Origin of the sequence: Intrasporangium chromatireducens Q5-1, assembly GCF_000576575.1 — a bacterium.
Taxonomy (GTDB): Bacteria; Actinomycetota; Actinomycetes; order Actinomycetales; family Dermatophilaceae; genus Intrasporangium_A; species Intrasporangium_A chromatireducens.
The window spans coordinates 23,777-41,912 of the sequence record NZ_AWQS01000015.1; the positions used below are offsets into that span (position 1 = coordinate 23,777).

The following is an 18,136-nucleotide window of genomic DNA, read 5'->3' on the forward strand; positions in this document are numbered from 1 at the left end:
GAGTGGCCGGGTCATGAAGCCGATCGCGTCAGTAGTGGGCATCGGTGCGCTGCCGGTGGGCAAGCACCTCGACAAGCTCGAGCACGAGATGATGCTCCAGGCCCTAGTGGCGGCCGTCGCGGATGCCGGTCTGAGCAAGAAGGACATCGACGCGCTGATCTTCTCGACGCCGCGGCCCTACGCCGAGCAGCGCTACTTCGGCACCTTCATGGCCGGCTACCTCGAGATGGCGGTCGGGGACATCCTGATGGAGGTCCTCGGGAACGGGCTGACGGGGTCGATCGCCTTCGACGTCGCGCTGGAGCGCGTCGCCTCGGGCCGGGCCAAGGTCGCCGTGGCCCTCGGGGTGAACAAGGAGCTTCACATCCCGACTGGCGAGCACATGACCTGGTCGATGCGCGCGGTCGGCGATGTGGACTTCCATGTGCCGTTCGGGGTCACCCCCATCGCGTGGTACGCCTTCAACGCGGTGCGTTACATGCACGAGTACGGACTGACTCGGGAAGAGCTGGCCACGATCCCGGTGAAGAATCGCTTCCACGCCTCCATGAACCCGATTGCGCAAATGCGCAAGCCGATCACGGTTCAGGACGTGATCGAGGCCCGGGACATCGTGAAGCCGCTGGGTCTGCTCGATGTGCCGCCGCGATCCGACGGTGCGGTGGCGATCGTCATCGCAGCCCCCGAGATCGCGCGCTCACTGGGAAACCGGTACGTCGACGTCGTGTCGCGGGGCTTCCATCATGAGGGCATCCACCAGGTCTCCAGCCGCCCCCGTCCCCTCACCTGGTTCGAGTCGGCGGAGATCGCCTCGGGCAAGGCCTACGACGGATGTGGCATCTCGGCGGCGGATGTCGACTTCGCCGAGATCTACGCGCCGTGCTCGATCGTCGAGCTGATCCTCAGCGAGTCGATCGGGCTCTTCCCCAAGGGAACCGGCGGGGCGGCGGCCGCGGCCGGGGCCACGACGATTGGCGGTCAGCTCCCCATCTCGCCGTCCGGCGGGTGCGCCAGCCGCGGGCACCCGCCACACGTCACGCCGCTCTACAACGTGTACGAGGCCGTGGAGCAGCTGCGAGGCGAGGCCGGCGAGCGGCAGGTCAAGGATGCCGCCCTCGGTGCGGTCACCGGTGAGCTCGGTGACTACAACGCCACGATGATGCACATCCTTGCGGCCCAGGGAGCTTGAGGAGCGACGATGACGATCGGCACGGAGAAGCAGATGCAGGAGACGCTGGCCTACCCTCCTCGGGTCACGCCGTTCACTCGTCCGTTCTGGGACGGGCTGGATACGGGCGTGTTCCGGACCACCCGGTGCCTCGACTGCTCCCACATCACCTTTCCACCGAAGCCGATCTGTCCGGACTGCTGGCGCTCGAATCTGGAGTGGGTGGACCTGACGGGGCGGGGCACGCTCTACAGCTTCACCGAGGTTTCGGCAGCGCCCGCAACGTTCGCGGACGAGGCCCCATACGTCCTATGTCTGGTCGACCTCGATGAAGGCGTGCGCTGCCTGAGCAGGATCCTCGCCCCTTGGGACCGGCTGCGGCCCGATATGCGGGTCAAGCTGAAGATCCGTGACACGGAGCCGGTCAGGCTCTTCGACTTCGAGATCGACGAGGACGCGCCATGAGCAGCAGCGTTGACATCGCGCACTCGCTCGCCACCCATGCCGTGGGCCAGGACTTCACCAACCTGGCACCCGAGACCGTCCAGGCCGCCATCGAGGTCCTCTACGACACGTTGGCGGTGGCCCTCGGCGGCGTGCAGTCCCCGGGCGTTCCCGAGGCGCGGCAGGCCCTCGCCGGCTGGGGCGAGGGGAAGGCAACGGTGTGGGGGGTCGGCTCGACGGCGCCCGGACCCTTCGCGGCGCTGCTCAATGCCGGCGCCCTGCACGCCCTAGACTACGACGACACCGACGACAAGGTGCCGCTGCACGCCGCCAGTGTCGTCCTGCCGGCCCTGCTCGCAGACCTCGAGGAGCACCGAGCAGACTGCGCCGGCCGGGAGTTCCTCACCGCCCTGACGGTTGGTCTCGACGGTGCGATGCGCGTTGGTCGCGCCGGCGGACCGAAGGGCAGCCGGGGGTGGAACTACAGCGTCGTCAGCGGGGGAATCGGCGCGGCGCTCGCCGTCGCGCGTCTGCGGGGCTGGGACACGGACCAGGCGGTCAGCCTGCTCGGTCACCAACTCGCACAGACCTCCGGCAGCCTGCAGTCCATCATCGACGGGACGTTGGCGAAGCGGTTCCAGCCGGCGATGGTCGCCAAGGACGTCCTCTTCGGCGCGGCTCTGGCCGGCGCGGGAATCGATGGGCCGCGCAACGTTTTCGAGGGGCGGGCCGGGTTCATCAACCTCTACCAGGACGGCGACTTCGACGCCAAGGTCCTGCTCGACGGGGCCGAGACAGCGGCATACCTGAGCGACCTCAGCCTCAAGCCCTACCCGGCCTGTCGCTTCACCCACGCACCCATCGACCTCGCTCTGAGCATGCGCGCCGCAGGTGTGAAACCGGACGACGTCGAGGAGCTCACGTTCGTCACCAGCGGCCAGGCCGTCAACATGGTGGGGCGGCCATATGACCCCGCGACGGCGAACCTCGTCGATGCTCAGTTCTGTATCGCCTACACGACCAGCGTCGCCCTGCACCGTGGCGCCGTGCTGATCGGAGACTTCAGTGACGAGGCGCGCCGCGACCCGGACGTCGGCGGTTTTGCCGCCGAACGTATCAACGTCGTGGCGACCGACGACGTCGACTTCCTCTCGATGGCTCCCGTCACCGCCCAGGTCCGGTTTAAGGACGGGGGTGAACGGTCCTTCGTCACCGACACGGTCTCCGGCAGCCCGGAGCGCCGGCTGACCGTTGAGGAACTGAAGGCGAAGGCTGGTGACTGCCTCCGCAGCGGCCGCTCCGAAGTCACCGCCGACCAGCTCTGGGAGGCGGTCAACGAACTCGCTACCGACGCTCCCGTATCGCGGCTCGTCGAGGTCCTGTCCCGTCCCAACCAAGGAGTGATCGCCTGATGAGCGCCAACCAGGTCACCGGTGGACCGCTCGCCGGTATCAAAGTCGTCGAACTGTGCCACCTGATCGCCGGCCCGTACTGCGGCATGCTCCTCGCTGACGAGGGGGCCGACGTCGTCAAAGTCGAGCCCCCACAGGGGGAACTGACGCGCAGCCGGGAGCCGATCCGGGTCACGGAGCAGGGGACGATGTCCGGCTACTTCGCGTCGCTCAACCGCCGCAAGCGCAGCATCAGTCTCGATCTCAAGAACGCGGCCGGTGCCGAACTCTTCCACGAGCTGATGCAGGACGCCGACGTGTTCCTCACGAACATGAGGGGCGGGGCCCTGAGCCGGTTGGGCATCCACCCGGAACAGCTCCGCGAGCGCTACCCGTCGCTCATCGTGGTCAGCATGAGCGGCTTCGGGCTCTACAACACCGGCGAGGATCCGAACCGGGCCGGCCTCGCCATGGTGGCCGAGGCAGTGTCGGGCACCACAGCCCTCACCCGGGACCGGGAGGGCCGACCCACCTGGTGCGGCTTCGCGCTCGGCGACATCGTCACGGGCATGACGGCCCACTCGTCGGTGCTGCTCGGCCTGCGGGAACGGGACATCACCGGGCAAGGCCGCCTGGTCGACTTGGCGCTGACCGAGTGTGCGCTCCCTCTGGCCACGGTCGCCCTGGCCCGGGTGCAGTCCAGCTCCGCGGAACTGTCCAAGGTGGCCGGAGCCAACGACTTCCATGGTGTCCCCTATGGGACCTTCGAGGCGTCGGACGGGTTCTTCAACGTCGGCGTCAACCGTGACGACTTCTGGGCCAGGCTTTGCCAGGCCATGGGACGTCCGGAACTGACAACGGACCCGCGCTACGCGACGTACGTGGAACGCGCGAGTCGACAGCACGAGGTCGAGGCGCTGCTCGAGGACTGGAGCATGAGGCTCACCCGTGAAGAGGTGGTCCGGACCCTGACCGAGGCGGACGTTCCGGTCGCCCCGGTGCTCACCATGAGTGAGGTCACCGATTATGACCACTTCCGCGCGCGCGGCACCTTCATCGAGGTCGACGACACGATCGGCGGCACGCTCCGGCAGCCGACCGATCCGACCGGCTTCGCGGTGAACGCTCCCGCCCGCGTGCCACGTCTGGGCGAGCATCGCGACGAGGTCCTGGGTGAACTGGGGCTCGACGCAACCGAAATCAACAAGGTGGCGGAGCGCGGGGCGTTCGGCGCCATCGTGCCTGCCGGCGCCACCGCATGACATCTGCCAAGGCAGCAACTGGAAAGGCTGACAACACCATGACCGCTGTGGACACGAACGAGACGACCAAGGCCAGTCTGGAGGATGTGCTCCAGGCCGCCAAGGCGGTCACCTCGCGATTCCCGAACGAGTACTACCAGCAAGTCGACGAGAAGGAGGGCTTCCCGGAGGAGTTCGCCAAGGCCGCCGAGAAGGCGGGACTGCACGCCGTCATGATCCCCGAGGAGTATGGCGGCTGGGGCCTTGGTGTCACCGAGGCATCAGTGATCACCGAGGAGATCAACCGGTCGGGGGGAGCCGGCGCGGCGATCCACGCGGCCATGTTCGCAATGGGCATCGTGGTGGGCCATGGCTCGGAGGAACTGAAGCGGAAGTGGCTGCCGCAGATCACGAGCGGTGATGTGCGACTGACCACCTTCGCCCTGACCGAGCCGGACGCCGGCACCGACACGTCAAAGCTGGCGACGACTGCGCGCCTTGAGGGCAATGAGTGGGTCTTCAACGGCCAGAAGGTGTTCATCTCGCGTGCCGCCTACACGGACCTGATGGTCATCATGGCGCGTACAAGCCCGTCTCCCGACCCGAAGAAGCCCGGCCTCGGCATCTCCTGCTTCCTCATCGACATTCGCGACGTGGATCCGAAGCGGCTCTCCATGCGCAAGATCCCGCTGCTGTTCAACCACCACACCTACGAGCTGTTCATCGACAACCTGCGGGTGCCGGAGGAGTCCCTCATCGGCGAGGAGGGCATGGGGTTCCGGTACCTCTTCGACGGTCTCAATGCGGAGCGGATCGTCATCGCGGCTGAGTGCATCGGCGACGGCCGGTGGTTCATCGACAAGGCGGTCAAGTACGCGAATGAGCGCGTTCTCTTCGGCCGGCCCATCGGCGCGAACCAGGCGATCCAGCACCCGATCGCCCGGGGCTACGCCCACCTCGAAGCAGCGGACGCCATGCGCTGGAAGGCTGCTGCGGCATACGACGCGCGTGCCGAGAACGCGCCCGCGCTCGCCAACATGGCGAAGTACCTCGCGGCGGACGCGTCCTGGGAACTCGCCGAGGCATGCATGCAGACGCACGGTGGCTTCGGCCTGACCAAGGAGTACGACATCGAGCGGAAGTTCCGCGACAACCGCGTGTTCCAGGTCGCGCCCGTGTCACCCAACATGGTCCTCAACTACCTCAGCCACAAGGTGCTGGGGATGCCGAAGTCCTACTAGGGGCTCGGGATGGAGCCGCTCTATTTCGAGGATTACCAGGACGGGCAGTGGATCGAGACGCCGAGGCGCACGGTCACGGACTATGAGATCTCGGCGTTCGTGACCCTCTGTGGCTTCCTCACGCCGACCTTCACCGATCTGGAGTACGTGAGCAGACCTGAGCACTACTCCGGTCGTATCGCACCGGGGATGCTCACCCTGTCGCTGGCCGAGGGCCTCATCCTGGCCGCCGGTGTGACCCGAGGGACGGGTCTGGCGCTGATGGAGCTCACCCCCGCGTGGAAGGCGCCCGTCTATGCAGGAGACACGATCTACACCGAGATCAACTTCGTTTCCAAGCGGCTGACCTCAAAGGGAGACCGAGGGGTGGTGAAGACGAACAATGTCGTGCGCAACACCAAGGGCGACATAGTCGCCACCTACTCGTCCACTCGAATGATCAAGAGCAGAACGTTCGGGACCAGCGGACCCGAGGAAGGAGGACAATGATGGGCAAGGTTCAGAAGCCGGCGTTCTACTTCGAGGACTTCGAGGTCGGTGACACCTTCACCACGCCGAGCCGCACGATCGGCCTCGCCGAGATCTCGACCTTTGCCGGGCTCTCCGGCGACTACAACCCGATTCACACCGACGCGCAGTTCGCGGCTGACAGCTCGTTCGGTCAGCGCATCGCCCACGGCGTTCTCGGGATGAGCGTGCTGACCGGACTCATCACGCGGCTTGGCGTCTTCGAAGCCTCGACGATCGCTCTCCTTGGCATCGAGGACTGGCGGTTCAGGGGTCCGGTGTTCGACGGCGACACCATCCGCGTCGAGGTGCTGATCGAGGACAAGAAGCTGACCAGTGACGGCGAGCGGGGCGTCCTCCGCCGGCGATACCAGCTCATGAACCAGCGTGACGAGGTCGTCCAGGAGGGAGTCATGCCGCTTCTCGTGAAGTGCCGCCCCGAGTGAAGGGGCACGGCAGCTGCCGAGAGGAGCGGCGACTCGTGACGAAAGGAATCGCCGATGACGGGCTCTCGTGAAATCTGTGCGGGCGACGTGCGATTCGGTCTGTTCCTGTCCGGGTGGCTCGACCCGGCGGAGGCCAATCCTCCTCGTCGACTGGACGCCCACCTGTCCCGAGCCGCGGCCGCCGAGACGGCCGGCTTCAGCTCGGTCTGGGTGGGACAGCACTTCCTCGGCGCTCCCTGGCCGGTGCTCGACACGACAGCCTTCCTCGGTCGCCTCTGCGCGGCGACGAAGTCCGTCGAGCTGGGCGGGATCTATCTGCTGCCCCTGGCCCACCCCGTGGCGCTGGCCGAGGCCCTCGTCAGTCTGGACCACCTGTCCGGGGGACGCCTCATCGTGGGTGCCGCGCTTGGTTGGGCGCCTCGGGAGTTCGCTGCCTTCGGCGTGCCGATGAGCGAGCGCGTCAGTCGGTTCCGAGAAGGTCTCCGGATCATGGAGCAGCTGTGGCGGTCGGACGAGCCGTTCGACTTCGTCGGCCGCCACTTCGAACTTCACGACGTGCGGATGCTGGCCCGCCCGGTTCGGCAGCAGGGAATCCCGGTCTGGGTGGGCGCCAGCTCAGAGAAGGCTGTTCGCCGGGCAGCAAGGCTGGGTGACACCTGGCTTGCCAGCAGCCACACTCCCCAAGAGGTCCTGGCCGACCTGAGCAGCGTCTTCCAAGACTCGCTTCTCCGGGCCGGCAAGGACGTGAGCCGCCGTCCCCTCTTCCGTCACTGCCTGGTGGCGGAAACCGATGAGCTCGCGGTCCAGCGCTTTGTCGACGCCTTCGACTCCTACTATCGAGTGCTCGGCGAGTGGGGCATCTTCAGCCAGGTAGTGGGAGAGGGGCACGCGCAGGGCGCCGGTCCACGGTTGCCCGCAGGGCGCGCCATCGTCGGTAGCCCCAGCGCCGTTGCCCGGCAGATCGATGAGTACCGCGCGCTCGGCTTCGACGACTTCGTCTTCCAAGTGGGCCTGCCCGGCACTGCAGAGGCGTGGGTGCAGGAGTCGATCTCCTTGCTTGGCTCGGAGGTCCTGCCGATGGTGCAGACACATGCCGTGAAGGAGGCAACCCGATGAGCCTGACGCTCGAGCAGGACAGCGTCGATCCCTGGACGAGAGCGTACGCCCAGGTACCCACTCGCGAGGTGATCGAGGTCGACGACCACGAGATTGCCGTGAGCGTCTGGCCGGACCGTGAACCGACCGGAACGGACCTCGTCCTCATTCATGGCGGTGCCGCGCAGCGGAGCTGGTGGGACCACCTGGCGCCGCTCATCACAGGTGTCCGGCGCGTCGTAGCACTCGACCTCTCGGGCCATGGTGAGAGCTCCCGTCGCCAGGCCTACACCTTGGACGGCTGGTCGGATGAGGCGGCGGCAGTCGCCGCCCAACTGTGCCATCAACCTGTCCTCGTGGGCCACAGCATGGGAGGCCTCGTCGCAGTGAACGCCGCCCAGCGCGGCCTCACCGACGTCGCAGGGGTCATGGCTCTCGATAGCCCCCTTCGCCGGAGCGAGCAAGGCTACTCGGACCGCCGGGCGAAGATCGCCTCACGTCCGGTCCGGTCGTATGACACGTGGACCGAGGCGGTCGCTGGATACAAGACGTTCCCACCGGTCGTTGCCGTTCCGGACGAGGTCATGACGCACATCGTGCAGTTCGCCTATGGGAACGTCGAAGGGCGATGGGAGCTGAAGTTCGACCCTCGGATCTACGACCGGCCACAGGTCTCCGACGACTTCCTCATCCGAGCCGAGATACCCACGATCTGGGTCAAGGCGGAGTATGGGTTCGTCGACCAACGGATGGCCGAACGCATACCGGTCGAGCTCGGGCCCAAGGGGTCTTTGATCGAGGTTCCGGACGCCACGCACCACCTCATCCTCGAGCAACCACTGGCGAGCGCCTGGGTGATCAGCTATTTCATCCAGCAGTTGTCCCCCCGAGCATGACCACAGACGGGATGGACGGCGCCATCCCAGGCAGGGCAGGCTGGATCTCGCAGATCGCCAGTCGTTGGTTCGTGCGGTTGATGGTCATCACAGGCATCGCCCAGTTCATCAGCTCCTCGATTCGGCCGCTTCTCACCTACGAGAGTCTGGCTGCCGGGGCTGGGCCATTCGAGGTGGGCCTTGTCGCCGCCGCCTTCTCGACGCTGGCTCTCGCCGCAGCGATTCCGATGGGCAAGGCGGTGGACAGGCGAGGCGAAACCGGCTTCCTCATCATGGGCGGCGTCCTCGTGGCGACGACGTTGGTCGCCTTGATGGCTCCAGTGAACCTCGTCGTGCTCGGTGTGTGCAGCGCCGGTCTGGGCCTCGGGCACCTTTCCCTCGTCGCGGCCGGTCAGACTTTGATCGCGAAGGGGAGCCAGCCCGAGCGACGTGAGATGCGCTTCGCCACGCTGACCACGGTGAATGCGGTCGCCCAGATCGTGGGTCCCGCAGTGACTGGCTTCATCATTGGACAGGTTCCCAGCACTCCGCAGTCGGTGGCGCTTCACGTCCCCCGAAGCAACCTGGTGCTGGCGTTCGCAGCCGGACTGGCCGTCGTCGCCACAATATCTGCAATCAGCCTGCGTCTCCGTCCCGGTGCACTGATCGCACGACCGGCACCCCAGGCTTCGCCCCGGCGTCGCGCGTTCAGTGCCGTGATGAAGCTTCCCGCCGTGCCCACAGCGATGCTGGCAAGTCTCACAGTGCTGACGTGCGTAGACCTGTTGAGCGCCTACCTCCCGGTCTTCGGCCAGCAGCACGGGCTCTCGGTGCGAACCGTGGGTCTGCTGCTGGCCACCCAGGGCGTCGCCTCAATGCTGATCCGGTTCTGGATGCTGCGGCTCATCGCTCGCTTCTCACGACGTCGTCTCCTCATGGGCACGATGGCCCTCGCCGCCCTCAGTGTCGCGAGCATTCCGTTGTGGGGCATGACTTCCGATCCGGTCCCGGGTCTGTTCGTCGCCATGTGTCTGGCCGGCCTCGGCCTGGGGGTCGGCCAACCTGCCACGATGGCGTGGGTGGCCGCACAGACCCCGGCAACGTTGCGCGGTACTGCCGTCAGCATTCGACTGAGCGGCAACCGCCTGGGACTCATCCTGGTCCCCATCTGCGCGGGCTCGCTCGCCGGAGCGTTGGGGTTGGCGGCTGTCTTTTGGCTGCCCGCCACGCTCCTCGTCCTGTCGGTGTTCCTCGTGCGGCGGAGCGAGGTCGGCTCGCACGAGCGGGAAGGGTGAAGGCGCGCCGGAAGCCGTCTTGTCCACCACCGAGAACACCATTGTGTAAACTGTCAGACGAATAGCAATTCGGGGGGATGAAGCGGAGGACAAATGCCAGAGCTCAATCGTGTCAATGGGGGCACAAGTACGCCAATCCTGGGCCGGAAGGTACTGCGCCCTCGGCAGCAGGTGGAGGATGCCCTGCGAAAGGCGGTCCTCGACGGTCAGCTGCGCACAGGCGACCGGCTCCCGGCGGAGACCGAGCTGGCTCGTCAGTTCAGCGTCAGTCGGCCCACCATTCGCGAGGCGCTCTCCGCCCTCGAGTCCCAGGGTCTGATCCGCAAGGTCCCTGGCGCGGGGGGAGGCAGCTTCGTGCAGGCCGTCGACCACACCGCTCTTGGCCAAGTCGTGCAGGAGTCGATGCACAACCTGCTCCGGCTCGGAAGCATCAGCTTCGACGAGGTCGCCATCGTGCGCCAGTACCTCGAAGTGCCCGCCGCCACCTTGGCCGCCACGAACCGCACCGACGAGGACCTGGAGGAGCTGCAGGAGCTGCTCGCTGAGCAGAAGCGTCGCACCGTGGACGACCCGATGGTCGCGGAGCTCGATGCACAGTTCCACATCAGCATCGCTCGCATGTCTGGCAACCGCATTCTTGCGGCCCTCGTCTATGCGCTCCACCGTGAGTCGGAGCCGGTCAGCTACCTGGACCTGTCGCCGGAGGTCGGTCGCGACACGTTCGCGCAGCACCGCCACATCGTCGCCGCGATTGCGGAGCAGGATCCTGGGGCAGCAGAGGCGGCGATCACCGAACACCTCACCTATCTGCGGGGGAGGATTCGCAAGCACATCAGCAACCAGGACGCCGCGACAGTCTAGGAGCTCGCGCGGGTAGGTGACGGCGTGGCGTCGCCGGGGGCGGGCACGGCGCCTGTTACCAGTGTGATTTGTGAGAAAAACGCTGCTACTCATGAATCACCGTGCCCGCGGTCCCATCTTGGATCATTGAGCCGATCTGGGACCAGTTCCAGGCGCTGATCCCACCGATCGCCGATACGCACCCGTTGGGGTGCCACAACCCGCGCATCCGCGACCGGATCGTGTTCGACAAGCTCGTCCAGGTCTTGGTGTTCGGCGCCGCCTACGCCAAGATCGCCGACTCGACGTGCTCGGCCACCACGATCCGCACCCGCCGCGACGAGTGGATCACCGCCGGCGTCTTCGACCAGCTCGAGCAACTGTGCCTGACCGCCTACGACCGGGTGGTCGGCCTCGACCTGGAGAACGTCACCGTGGACGGGTGCCTGGTCAAGGCACCCTGCGGCGGCGAAGCAGCCGGCAAATCCCCTGTCGAGAGAGGCAAGCTCGGCACGAAACGCTCGGCGATGACCGACGCGTCCGGGATCCCGATCGGGTGCGTCATCGCGCCGGCCAACCGCAACGACTCTCCCCTGCTGCGGCCCACCCTCGAGCGGCTGGGCCGTTTCGACCAGGGTATGGGTGTCGGACTGCCCGATCGGATCACGGTGCACCTGGACGCCGGTTACGACTCCGCCAAGACTCGCGACCTGCTCGACGAGCTGGGCTGCACCGGCGTCATCAGCCAGAAGGGCTTCCCCCTCCAGGCCGGTGCCCGCTGGGTCGTGGAACGAACCCACTCCTGGCACACCCGCGGCTTCAAGAAGCTGCAGACCTGTACCGAACGACGCACCCGCGTCATCGCCGCGTTCATCGCCCTGGCCAACGCGATCATCATCATCCGCCGACTCATCCGCATTGCCTGGACCACCCACCGCTGGGACACCAGACCATCCAAACGTCCATGACCTACCCGCGCGAACTCGAGGTGCTACCGACTGTGCGGAGGAGGGGCCGGCCTTGGGTCGGCCCCTCCGCGCGTCCCCCGCCGGCCGCCGATACGAAATGCTGAAATAGACCCGCTCGCCTATTGACTTACATTCACGTCGATGTCAGTCTCGTCCTGTGGAGTGATGGACGACACCCCTGTCCCAGCTCCTCGACAACGATGTCCGGCCTTGGCAGCCTGCGGTGGGTCAAGGAGTCAGAAGAGTAGGGATCGAGAGATGCCGAACGCGAGCACGGCCATGGCACCCCAGGCGGTCCAGTCCATGGCCCAGCCCAAGGTCGAGTTCCAGCGCCTTGGCAAGCGCTTCCATCGTGGGAGCGAAGCCGTCACCGTGATGGAGGGGCTCGACCTGACCATCCGCGAGGGTGAGTTTGTTTGCGTCGTGGGTCCGAGCGGCTGCGGAAAGTCGACGCTGTTGAACATGTCCGCCGGCTTGATGCGGGCCTCGGCAGGCAAGGTGCTCTACGACGGAGCGCCCGTCCCCGAACCCAACACCAAGGTCGGCTACATCACGCAGAAGGACAACCTGATGCCGTGGCGGACGGTGAAGGCGAATATCGAACTGCCGCTACAGATCCGCGGGGCGGCCAAGGCCGAGCGCGAGCAGCGCGTCAAGGAAATGATCCAGCTCGTCGGTCTCGCGGGGTTCGAGAAGGCACTGCCCAGCGAGCTCTCCGGAGGCATGCGGAAGCGCGTGACCCTGGCGCGCACTCTGGTGTACCAGCCGGAAGTCATTTTTGCTGACGAACCGTTTGGAGCGCTGGACGCGCAGCTTCGAGCCATCATGCAGCAGGAGTTGCTGCGGATCTGGAGCGCATCCAAGAGCACCGTTGTGTTCATCACCCACGACATCTCGGAGGCAGTCGCTCTCGGCGACCGCGTCGTCGTCCTTTCCGCGCGACCCTCACGGGTCAAGGTCGACGTACCGATCGACCTGCCACGGCCAAGGGACCTTTCGAAGCTGCGCTTCCAGAAGAGGTTCAACGAACTGAACGAATACCTGTGGTCGGTTCTGGCTGAGGACCTGAACGCAGGTGACGAGGTATGAAGAAGGTCGCTGACATGATCGACGTGCAGGCCGTGAAGGCCCCAACCCACCCTGTCACCGCAACGTCCGGAGAGTCGGAAGAGACGGTATGGCTCGACACGCCGCGATCGGGCCGTGACCGATGGCTGCACATTGGCGCCATCCAGTTCGGCCGCTTGGGCATGGTCGCGGTCCTCTTGGCGGTCTGGCAGGTCGCGTCCGGCCGCTGGGTGGATGAGTTCTGGATCTCCAAGCCCTCCGCGATCTGGGACGTGCTGTGGGGCTGGATCTCCAGGGGAGAGATCCTCACGCACCTCGAGGCGACGCTCACCGAGATGGCCCTCGGGCTCTTCTTCGGCGCGCTCGGCGGCGTCGTCTTCGGCTTCGTCCTCGGACGGGTCAAGTGGTTGGCAGAACTCATTGACCCGTTGGTCACCGCGGTTTACTCGCTGCCCAAGATTGCGCTCGCTCCGCTGTTCATCCTCTGGTTCGGGGTGGACCTGCTCTCAAAGGTCGTCCTGACAGCGGTGGTCTGCTTCTTCCTGGTCTTCTACAACACCTATGCGGGCGTCAGGGCGGTCGACGATGACCTCGTCGACGTCGTGCGCGTCATGGGTGGGCAGCGGTCGGACCTCCTTCTCAAGGTGGTTCTGCCGAGCTCAGCGACGTGGATCTACACCGGGCTCCGACTGGCCGTCCCCTATGCCCTCATCGGTGCGGTCGTCGGCGAAATCGTGGCGTCCAACAAGGGCCTCGGGTATCTCCTGGCGCATGCGGCCGGGACATTTAACACCTCGGCGACCTTCGCCGCGCTGTTCATCCTGATGATCATCGCGACGTTCCTGAACTTCTTGGTCGACTGGTCCGAGAAGATCACCAGCCGTCGCCAATGAGATGGCCGGCGGGCCTCCAGCGGCGCCCGCCGACCACAAAAGGCATGGGAACACGTCTCACGTGAAAGAAGCCCCTCCCGAATGCCTTGCGATCCGTCGTCCGATCTCGTGGGCGGTCGGACCTGCGGTTTCCACCATTGGGCGCACCCTGCGCCGTATCGAAGGGAAAGTCATGAAAAGGAGCCACGCGCTCATGTTTGCCTCGGTGGGTGTCGCCTCGGTGATCGCCCTCGCCGGTTGCGGCAATGCCGGGGCCAAGTCAGACGCGCCCGCTGCAGCTGCCTCTGGCACCTGCAAGGGCGACACCATCCGAATCGCTCAGGCTGCGCCGAGCTTCGTCTACCTTCCGTTCTATGTCGCCCAAGGGGCGGGATATCTGGAGCAGGAAGGGCTGGTCCCGGAGACGGTCGACCTGAGCACCGGCTCGGGAATCGTCGCCGGCGCGGTCAGCGGAAGTGTCGACGTCGCGCTCTCGACTGCGGCGGAGGTCTTCGTCGCCCGGAGCCAAGGTGCGCCCGTGACGGCCTTCGCCCAGGTCGAGTACATGGGCACCAACGTCGTCATCAAGCAGTCCGTCCTGGACAAGCTCGGTCTCACCGCCACGTCGTCCGACGAGCAGAAACTGGCGGCCCTGAAGGGTCTGCGAATCGGTGTTACGGGCGCCGGTAGCGGGAGCGACCTGCTCGTGCGGTACCTGGCCCGCACGGCCGGCCTCGACCCCGACAAGGACATGAGGATCACGGCGAGCGGCGGCGGCGCCAACAGCGTTGCCGGCTTTGTCAGCAACCGGTACGACGCCATCGCCATCTCGTCGCCGCAGTCCGACATCGCGATCAAGGAGGGGAAGGGCGCCTTCCTCTTCAACCTCGCGAACGGCGAGTACAAGCCCCTTGCCCACAACCTCTACATCGTCGCTTTCACGAGTGATCGCGTCCTGAAGCAGAAGCCGCAGGACATCCAGTGCTTCACCCGCGCCCTCGCGAAGGCGCAGAAGGACATCCACGAGAACCCGGACGCGGCGGCGAAGGCAGCGCAGAAGTACATGGGCAAGCTCGACCCGGCCCTCTATGAGAAGGTGTTCAAGGCGAACGTTCCGTCCTGGCCCGCGTCGCCCGTGATTGACGAGGCGGCGGCCAAGTCGACTATCGAGTTCCAGAACAAGGTCGGTGGCACCAACCTCGGGGAGGACGTGCTCAAGCAGGCGATCAACACGGAGATCGCGACGGTCGCCAGCAAGTAGGTCGGATCCGTCCACGGCGGTAGGGCGGTCGACTCCGAGCGTGATCAGTTCTGGCCCCGGTCGGGATGGCTTCGTTCATCCCGACCGGGGTCGCGCTCTTCCTACCGATGGTTCTCGGCTCAAGCATCATGCCTCCTGACGGCGCAAGCCGCCTAGGGAGAGGAGATCTCTGGGCCGCATGGTGACGCAGAGAGACGAGGAGAACCGATGAGATTCGGCGTCTATGTGCCCAATCAGCATCCATCCGAGAGCGATCCGGGGGTGATGCTCGCCGAGCAGGTCGAGTTCGTGCGATGCGTTCGAGACCTCGGCTGGGACTCACTGTGGACGGGGCAGCACTTCCTAACACGCGAGACGTCGCAACTGAGCACAATCGTCACCTTGACCCGGCTCGCTGTGGAGGCCGGGGACATGGAGCTCGGGATCGGCCTACTGCTGCTTCCGCTGCTGAACCCGGCGGAGGCCGCCGAGCACATCGCCTCCTTGGCTGTGGTGACGGGTGGTCGCCTCACCGTGGGCGTCGGCATCGGTTACCGCGACGCCGAGTATGACGCGTTCGGGTGCCCAAGTCGGAGGCCGGCAAGCGCTTCACAGCCAATGTGAAGGTCCTGCGGTCGCTGTTATCCGGTGAGCCGACCGACGCGGACCGGCCATGGTGCAGACTGCGTGCCGCCACGATGTCGGTGCGTCCTCCGCGAGCCCGAGAGCTGTGGATCGGGGCGAACAGTGACGTCGCGGTTCGCCGGGCCGCGCGCCTCGCGGACGCTTGGCTCATCAACCCGCATGCGCCATTGTCTACCGTCATGCGGCAGACCCAGGTCTTCGACGAAGAGCGCGCCCGAGTGGGACTTCCTAAGCCGAGTCAGACGCCGCTGTTTCGTGAGGTGGTCTGCGCGCCGCGTTCGCAGGATGCCCACGAACTGGCCGCTCGCTACCTGGGGGCCAAGTACGAGACGTACACGGTATGGGGCCAGGCGGACGTCCTTCCCGACGACGACACTTTTTACGGCCCCTTCGGTCAACTGGCCGCCGGGCGCTTCATCATCGGCGACCCGGAAGAGTGTCTCGCGACCATGCGTGCCTGGCGCGATGCGATCGGCGTGGACCACTTCGTCCTCCGGGCCCATTGGGCTGGAATGCCGTTCGAGGATGCCAAGACGTCCGTTCGGCTGCTCGCCCAGGAGGTGTTCCCGCAGTTGCGCGATGCGGCGGGAGTCGCTCCTCCACAAGGAACGCGCCCGGGCGAGGTAGCGACGCCGATCTGACAACGTCGAGAGCAGCCATCCTCGACAGGATCGATCCGATGGAAGCGCGCAGTTCCGAGGTCGCGGTCGTCACGGGTGCGACGGGCGGCCTCGGTGGCGCAATCGCGCTCGAGTTGGGCAGACATGGTGTCTCGGTTGTCGCGTCGGGACGCGACGCGACAACCGGGCGGGAGCTCGTGGGAGCGATCAGCGCAGCTGGCGGGGCGGCAATCTTCGTACCGGCGGATCTCGAGAACCGGGCGGATGCCGACCGGCTCGCACGCACGGCGATCGAACACTTCGGCGGGATCGACATCGTCGTCGCCAGCGCCGGGTTGCCGCCATCCGCGCAGGGCTTCTTCGGAACCATCGACTTGGCGGACGCGGGCCTTCAGATCAGCCGCACCATCCAGCTCAAACTGAATCCGGTCCAGTTCTGCCTCCCGTACATGATTGAGCGCGGAGCGGGATCGATCCTGTTGGTGACGTCAGAGGGTGGGCGCTACGCGACACCCGGCCAGACCACTGTGGCGCTGCCTTCAGCCGGTCTGATCCACGCGTCACGCGTGCTGGCCAAGGAACTTTCCCGCCACCAGATCCGGGTGAACTCCCTCTGCGTCATCGTCGGGGACACGCCGACCTGGGACCGCTTCTCGGACGGAGATATGACCGAGCAGCGCCAGCGGATGTTCCGCAAGATCACCGCGAGGGCGCCATTCGGCATCGCCCACGCCAGCGATGTTGGCGCTGTCGCAGCATTCCTCGTCTCGGATGATGCGCACTTCATCACAGGCGCGACGATCAGCGCCACCGGCGACTGACGGAGGCAGCGGTCCCTTCTCCACTCTCACGGCCAGACGATTCTGCCATCGGCGTCGCGCCGGGGCAGCCGGCGCAGGCGGTTGAGAGGCCCCCGGCGGGTCTCGTCAGGGCGTATGCCGCTGGGCCGGCTTGCGCTGGAAGCGCGCTCAGCGGCATACAACGCCGCCTCCTAGCCTTCAGGACCGCATCTCCGTCATGCTGCAGTCGGGATTGTTTGATTCGGCTGTCCGCGATCTGGGTGCCGCTCTTGAGTCCCGCATGCGCGTTGTGACAGGAACGGACGACTACGGGCAAAGGCTCGTCGACCGATATGTGCAGTCGATGCTGGACGGCGGAACGTTGCTTCCCGCCCGCGTCCGGTCGCTGCGGCAGGAACTTCGAGCCCTCTTCAAGTTTGTCCGCAACGAGTCTGCTCACAGCCTTCAGGATGTTCCTCCGGCACGGGGGTATGCGTTGATCTCCAGGATGTGTTGGCACGTGCGAGACGTCGAGCTCGTAGCCGAAGCGGTGAGCACCGGCTAACTGCACAACTCATGTCCAGACGGCGGCGACATTGACGCGGGTCTTAGACAGTTGTGACCACATCGTCATTTTGGATACTGCGCGCTCGCGCCGGGCCCGGCGGTCACCTTGGAGTGGGAGGAGTTTTGGCCAGGACGGCTAGGCCTTCCGCGCTGTCCGGGTATGGCACCCTGGCAGCGATCCGGCCGAGGCAGCGGGCGAGCGTGACAGCACGGCGTACACCTCCACGCTCACATGGCACTTGGGCGACAGGCCCGACCACTGACGCCCGTCCACTCGCGGCGCCGGTAGGCGTGGCCAACAGGCGGCGGTGTGGGCGCCCGCAGTGGGCGCAACGACCCGCTACGCCGTGGGAACGAGGCCAGCAGCCAGGGGTCCGTCGTGAGATCGCTACGTGGGTGGATGTCCATGCCGTGCCCGACGCCCAAGGGGATGCGCGCCATGAGGTACTCGAGCGCCCAACCCCGGGATCGACGTCAGCCGGGTTGGCTGGCTGTGAGTAGGACTCCCGGCCCCTCGATGACCTTCCGATCGTGAAGTCGGAAGGTCTCTTGACGTCGAGACTTCGTGCAACGCGTCGTGCAACCAAAGCGGCGATCGGCTGCTCGCGCTTGCCCCCCCGGAACTGCTGAGCTAAAAGAGCCGACCGACGTTTCCGCAGGTCACAGGGCCGTTCGGGTCTGAGCCGGAGCCCACCACCAAGAGGACCGTCCTGTTACCGGGGAAGAGTGTCACTCTGCCCATTTCTGGTCCCGGGGCGCGTGCAACGAGTTGCGACGTTTCCGCAGGTCACAGGCTGTTACTGAGGAGTTGGAAATGGTGGCCAGGGGCGGGGT

General features: G+C 66.1%; 16 protein-coding genes and 1 pseudogene. All 17 read left to right on the plus strand.

The window, feature by feature from the left end; translation table 11 throughout:
- The first annotated feature begins 13 nt into the window (after positions 1-13).
- The 17 genes and pseudogenes from N864_RS03585 (at position 14) to N864_RS03665 (ending at position 16,777) form a co-directional block, all read left to right on the plus strand.
- Complete coding sequence (locus N864_RS03585; protein WP_034713602.1) at positions 14-1,189, plus strand: thiolase family protein; 1,176 nt, start codon at positions 14-16, stop codon at positions 1,187-1,189.
- Between the two features lie 9 nt (positions 1,190-1,198).
- Positions 1,199-1,633, plus strand: a complete 435-nt coding sequence (locus tag N864_RS03590; protein WP_034713604.1) for a Zn-ribbon domain-containing OB-fold protein — start codon at positions 1,199-1,201, stop codon at positions 1,631-1,633.
- Positions 1,630-3,024, plus strand: a complete 1,395-nt coding sequence (locus N864_RS03595) for an MmgE/PrpD family protein (protein ID WP_034713606.1) — start codon at positions 1,630-1,632, stop codon at positions 3,022-3,024. The genes N864_RS03590 and N864_RS03595 overlap by 4 nt, the downstream gene beginning before the upstream one ends.
- A complete protein-coding gene (locus N864_RS03600) occupies positions 3,024-4,265 on the plus strand; it encodes a CaiB/BaiF CoA transferase family protein (RefSeq protein ID WP_034713608.1) in 1,242 nt (413 codons plus the stop codon). Before N864_RS03595 ends, N864_RS03600 begins: the two co-directional genes overlap by 1 nt.
- 38 nt (positions 4,266-4,303) lie before the next feature.
- Complete coding sequence (locus N864_RS03605) at positions 4,304-5,485, plus strand: acyl-CoA dehydrogenase family protein (protein ID WP_051518144.1); 1,182 nt, start codon at positions 4,304-4,306, stop codon at positions 5,483-5,485.
- A gap of 9 nt (positions 5,486-5,494) precedes the next feature.
- A complete protein-coding gene (locus tag N864_RS03610; protein WP_051518145.1) occupies positions 5,495-5,974 on the plus strand; it encodes a MaoC family dehydratase in 480 nt (159 codons plus the stop codon).
- Positions 5,974-6,438, plus strand: a complete 465-nt coding sequence (locus N864_RS03615; RefSeq protein WP_034713610.1) for a MaoC/PaaZ C-terminal domain-containing protein — start codon at positions 5,974-5,976, stop codon at positions 6,436-6,438. The genes N864_RS03610 and N864_RS03615 overlap by 1 nt, the downstream gene beginning before the upstream one ends.
- Positions 6,439-6,492: 54 nt before the next feature.
- Positions 6,493-7,554, plus strand: coding sequence for an LLM class flavin-dependent oxidoreductase (locus N864_RS23425; protein WP_051518146.1), 1,062 nt, complete (start codon positions 6,493-6,495; stop codon positions 7,552-7,554).
- On the plus strand, positions 7,551-8,429 hold the full coding sequence (locus N864_RS03625; protein ID WP_051518147.1) for an alpha/beta fold hydrolase: 879 nt from the start codon (positions 7,551-7,553) through the stop codon (positions 8,427-8,429). The genes N864_RS23425 and N864_RS03625 overlap by 4 nt, the downstream gene beginning before the upstream one ends.
- A gap of 11 nt (positions 8,430-8,440) precedes the next feature.
- Positions 8,441-9,703: an MFS transporter gene (locus tag N864_RS03630; protein WP_034713612.1), complete on the plus strand. Its 1,263-nt coding sequence runs from the start codon at positions 8,441-8,443 to the stop codon at positions 9,701-9,703.
- A 171-nt stretch (positions 9,704-9,874) separates the two neighbouring features.
- Entirely contained in the window at positions 9,875-10,564 is a 690-nt protein-coding gene (locus N864_RS03635; RefSeq protein ID WP_205620854.1) for a FadR/GntR family transcriptional regulator, read from the plus strand.
- A 101-nt stretch (positions 10,565-10,665) separates the two neighbouring features.
- Entirely contained in the window at positions 10,666-11,511 is an 846-nt protein-coding gene (locus N864_RS03640; RefSeq protein ID WP_034713613.1) for an IS5 family transposase, read from the plus strand.
- Between the two features lie 258 nt (positions 11,512-11,769).
- A complete protein-coding gene (locus tag N864_RS03645; RefSeq protein ID WP_051518149.1) occupies positions 11,770-12,600 on the plus strand; it encodes an ABC transporter ATP-binding protein in 831 nt (276 codons plus the stop codon).
- Complete coding sequence (locus N864_RS03650) at positions 12,597-13,472, plus strand: ABC transporter permease (RefSeq protein ID WP_081793337.1); 876 nt, start codon at positions 12,597-12,599, stop codon at positions 13,470-13,472. Before N864_RS03645 ends, N864_RS03650 begins: the two co-directional genes overlap by 4 nt.
- A 193-nt stretch (positions 13,473-13,665) precedes the next feature.
- A complete protein-coding gene (locus tag N864_RS23430; protein ID WP_051518150.1) occupies positions 13,666-14,712 on the plus strand; it encodes an ABC transporter substrate-binding protein in 1,047 nt (348 codons plus the stop codon).
- Between the two features lie 264 nt (positions 14,713-14,976).
- Positions 14,977-15,977, plus strand: a pseudogene (locus tag N864_RS23440) (LLM class flavin-dependent oxidoreductase).
- Positions 15,978-16,015: 38 nt separating this feature from the next.
- The gene (locus N864_RS03665; protein WP_034713614.1) at positions 16,016-16,777 is read left to right on the plus strand and encodes an SDR family NAD(P)-dependent oxidoreductase; all 762 of its coding nucleotides are present in this window, start codon (positions 16,016-16,018) and stop codon (positions 16,775-16,777) included.
- Positions 16,778-18,136: the final 1,359 nt, after the last annotated feature.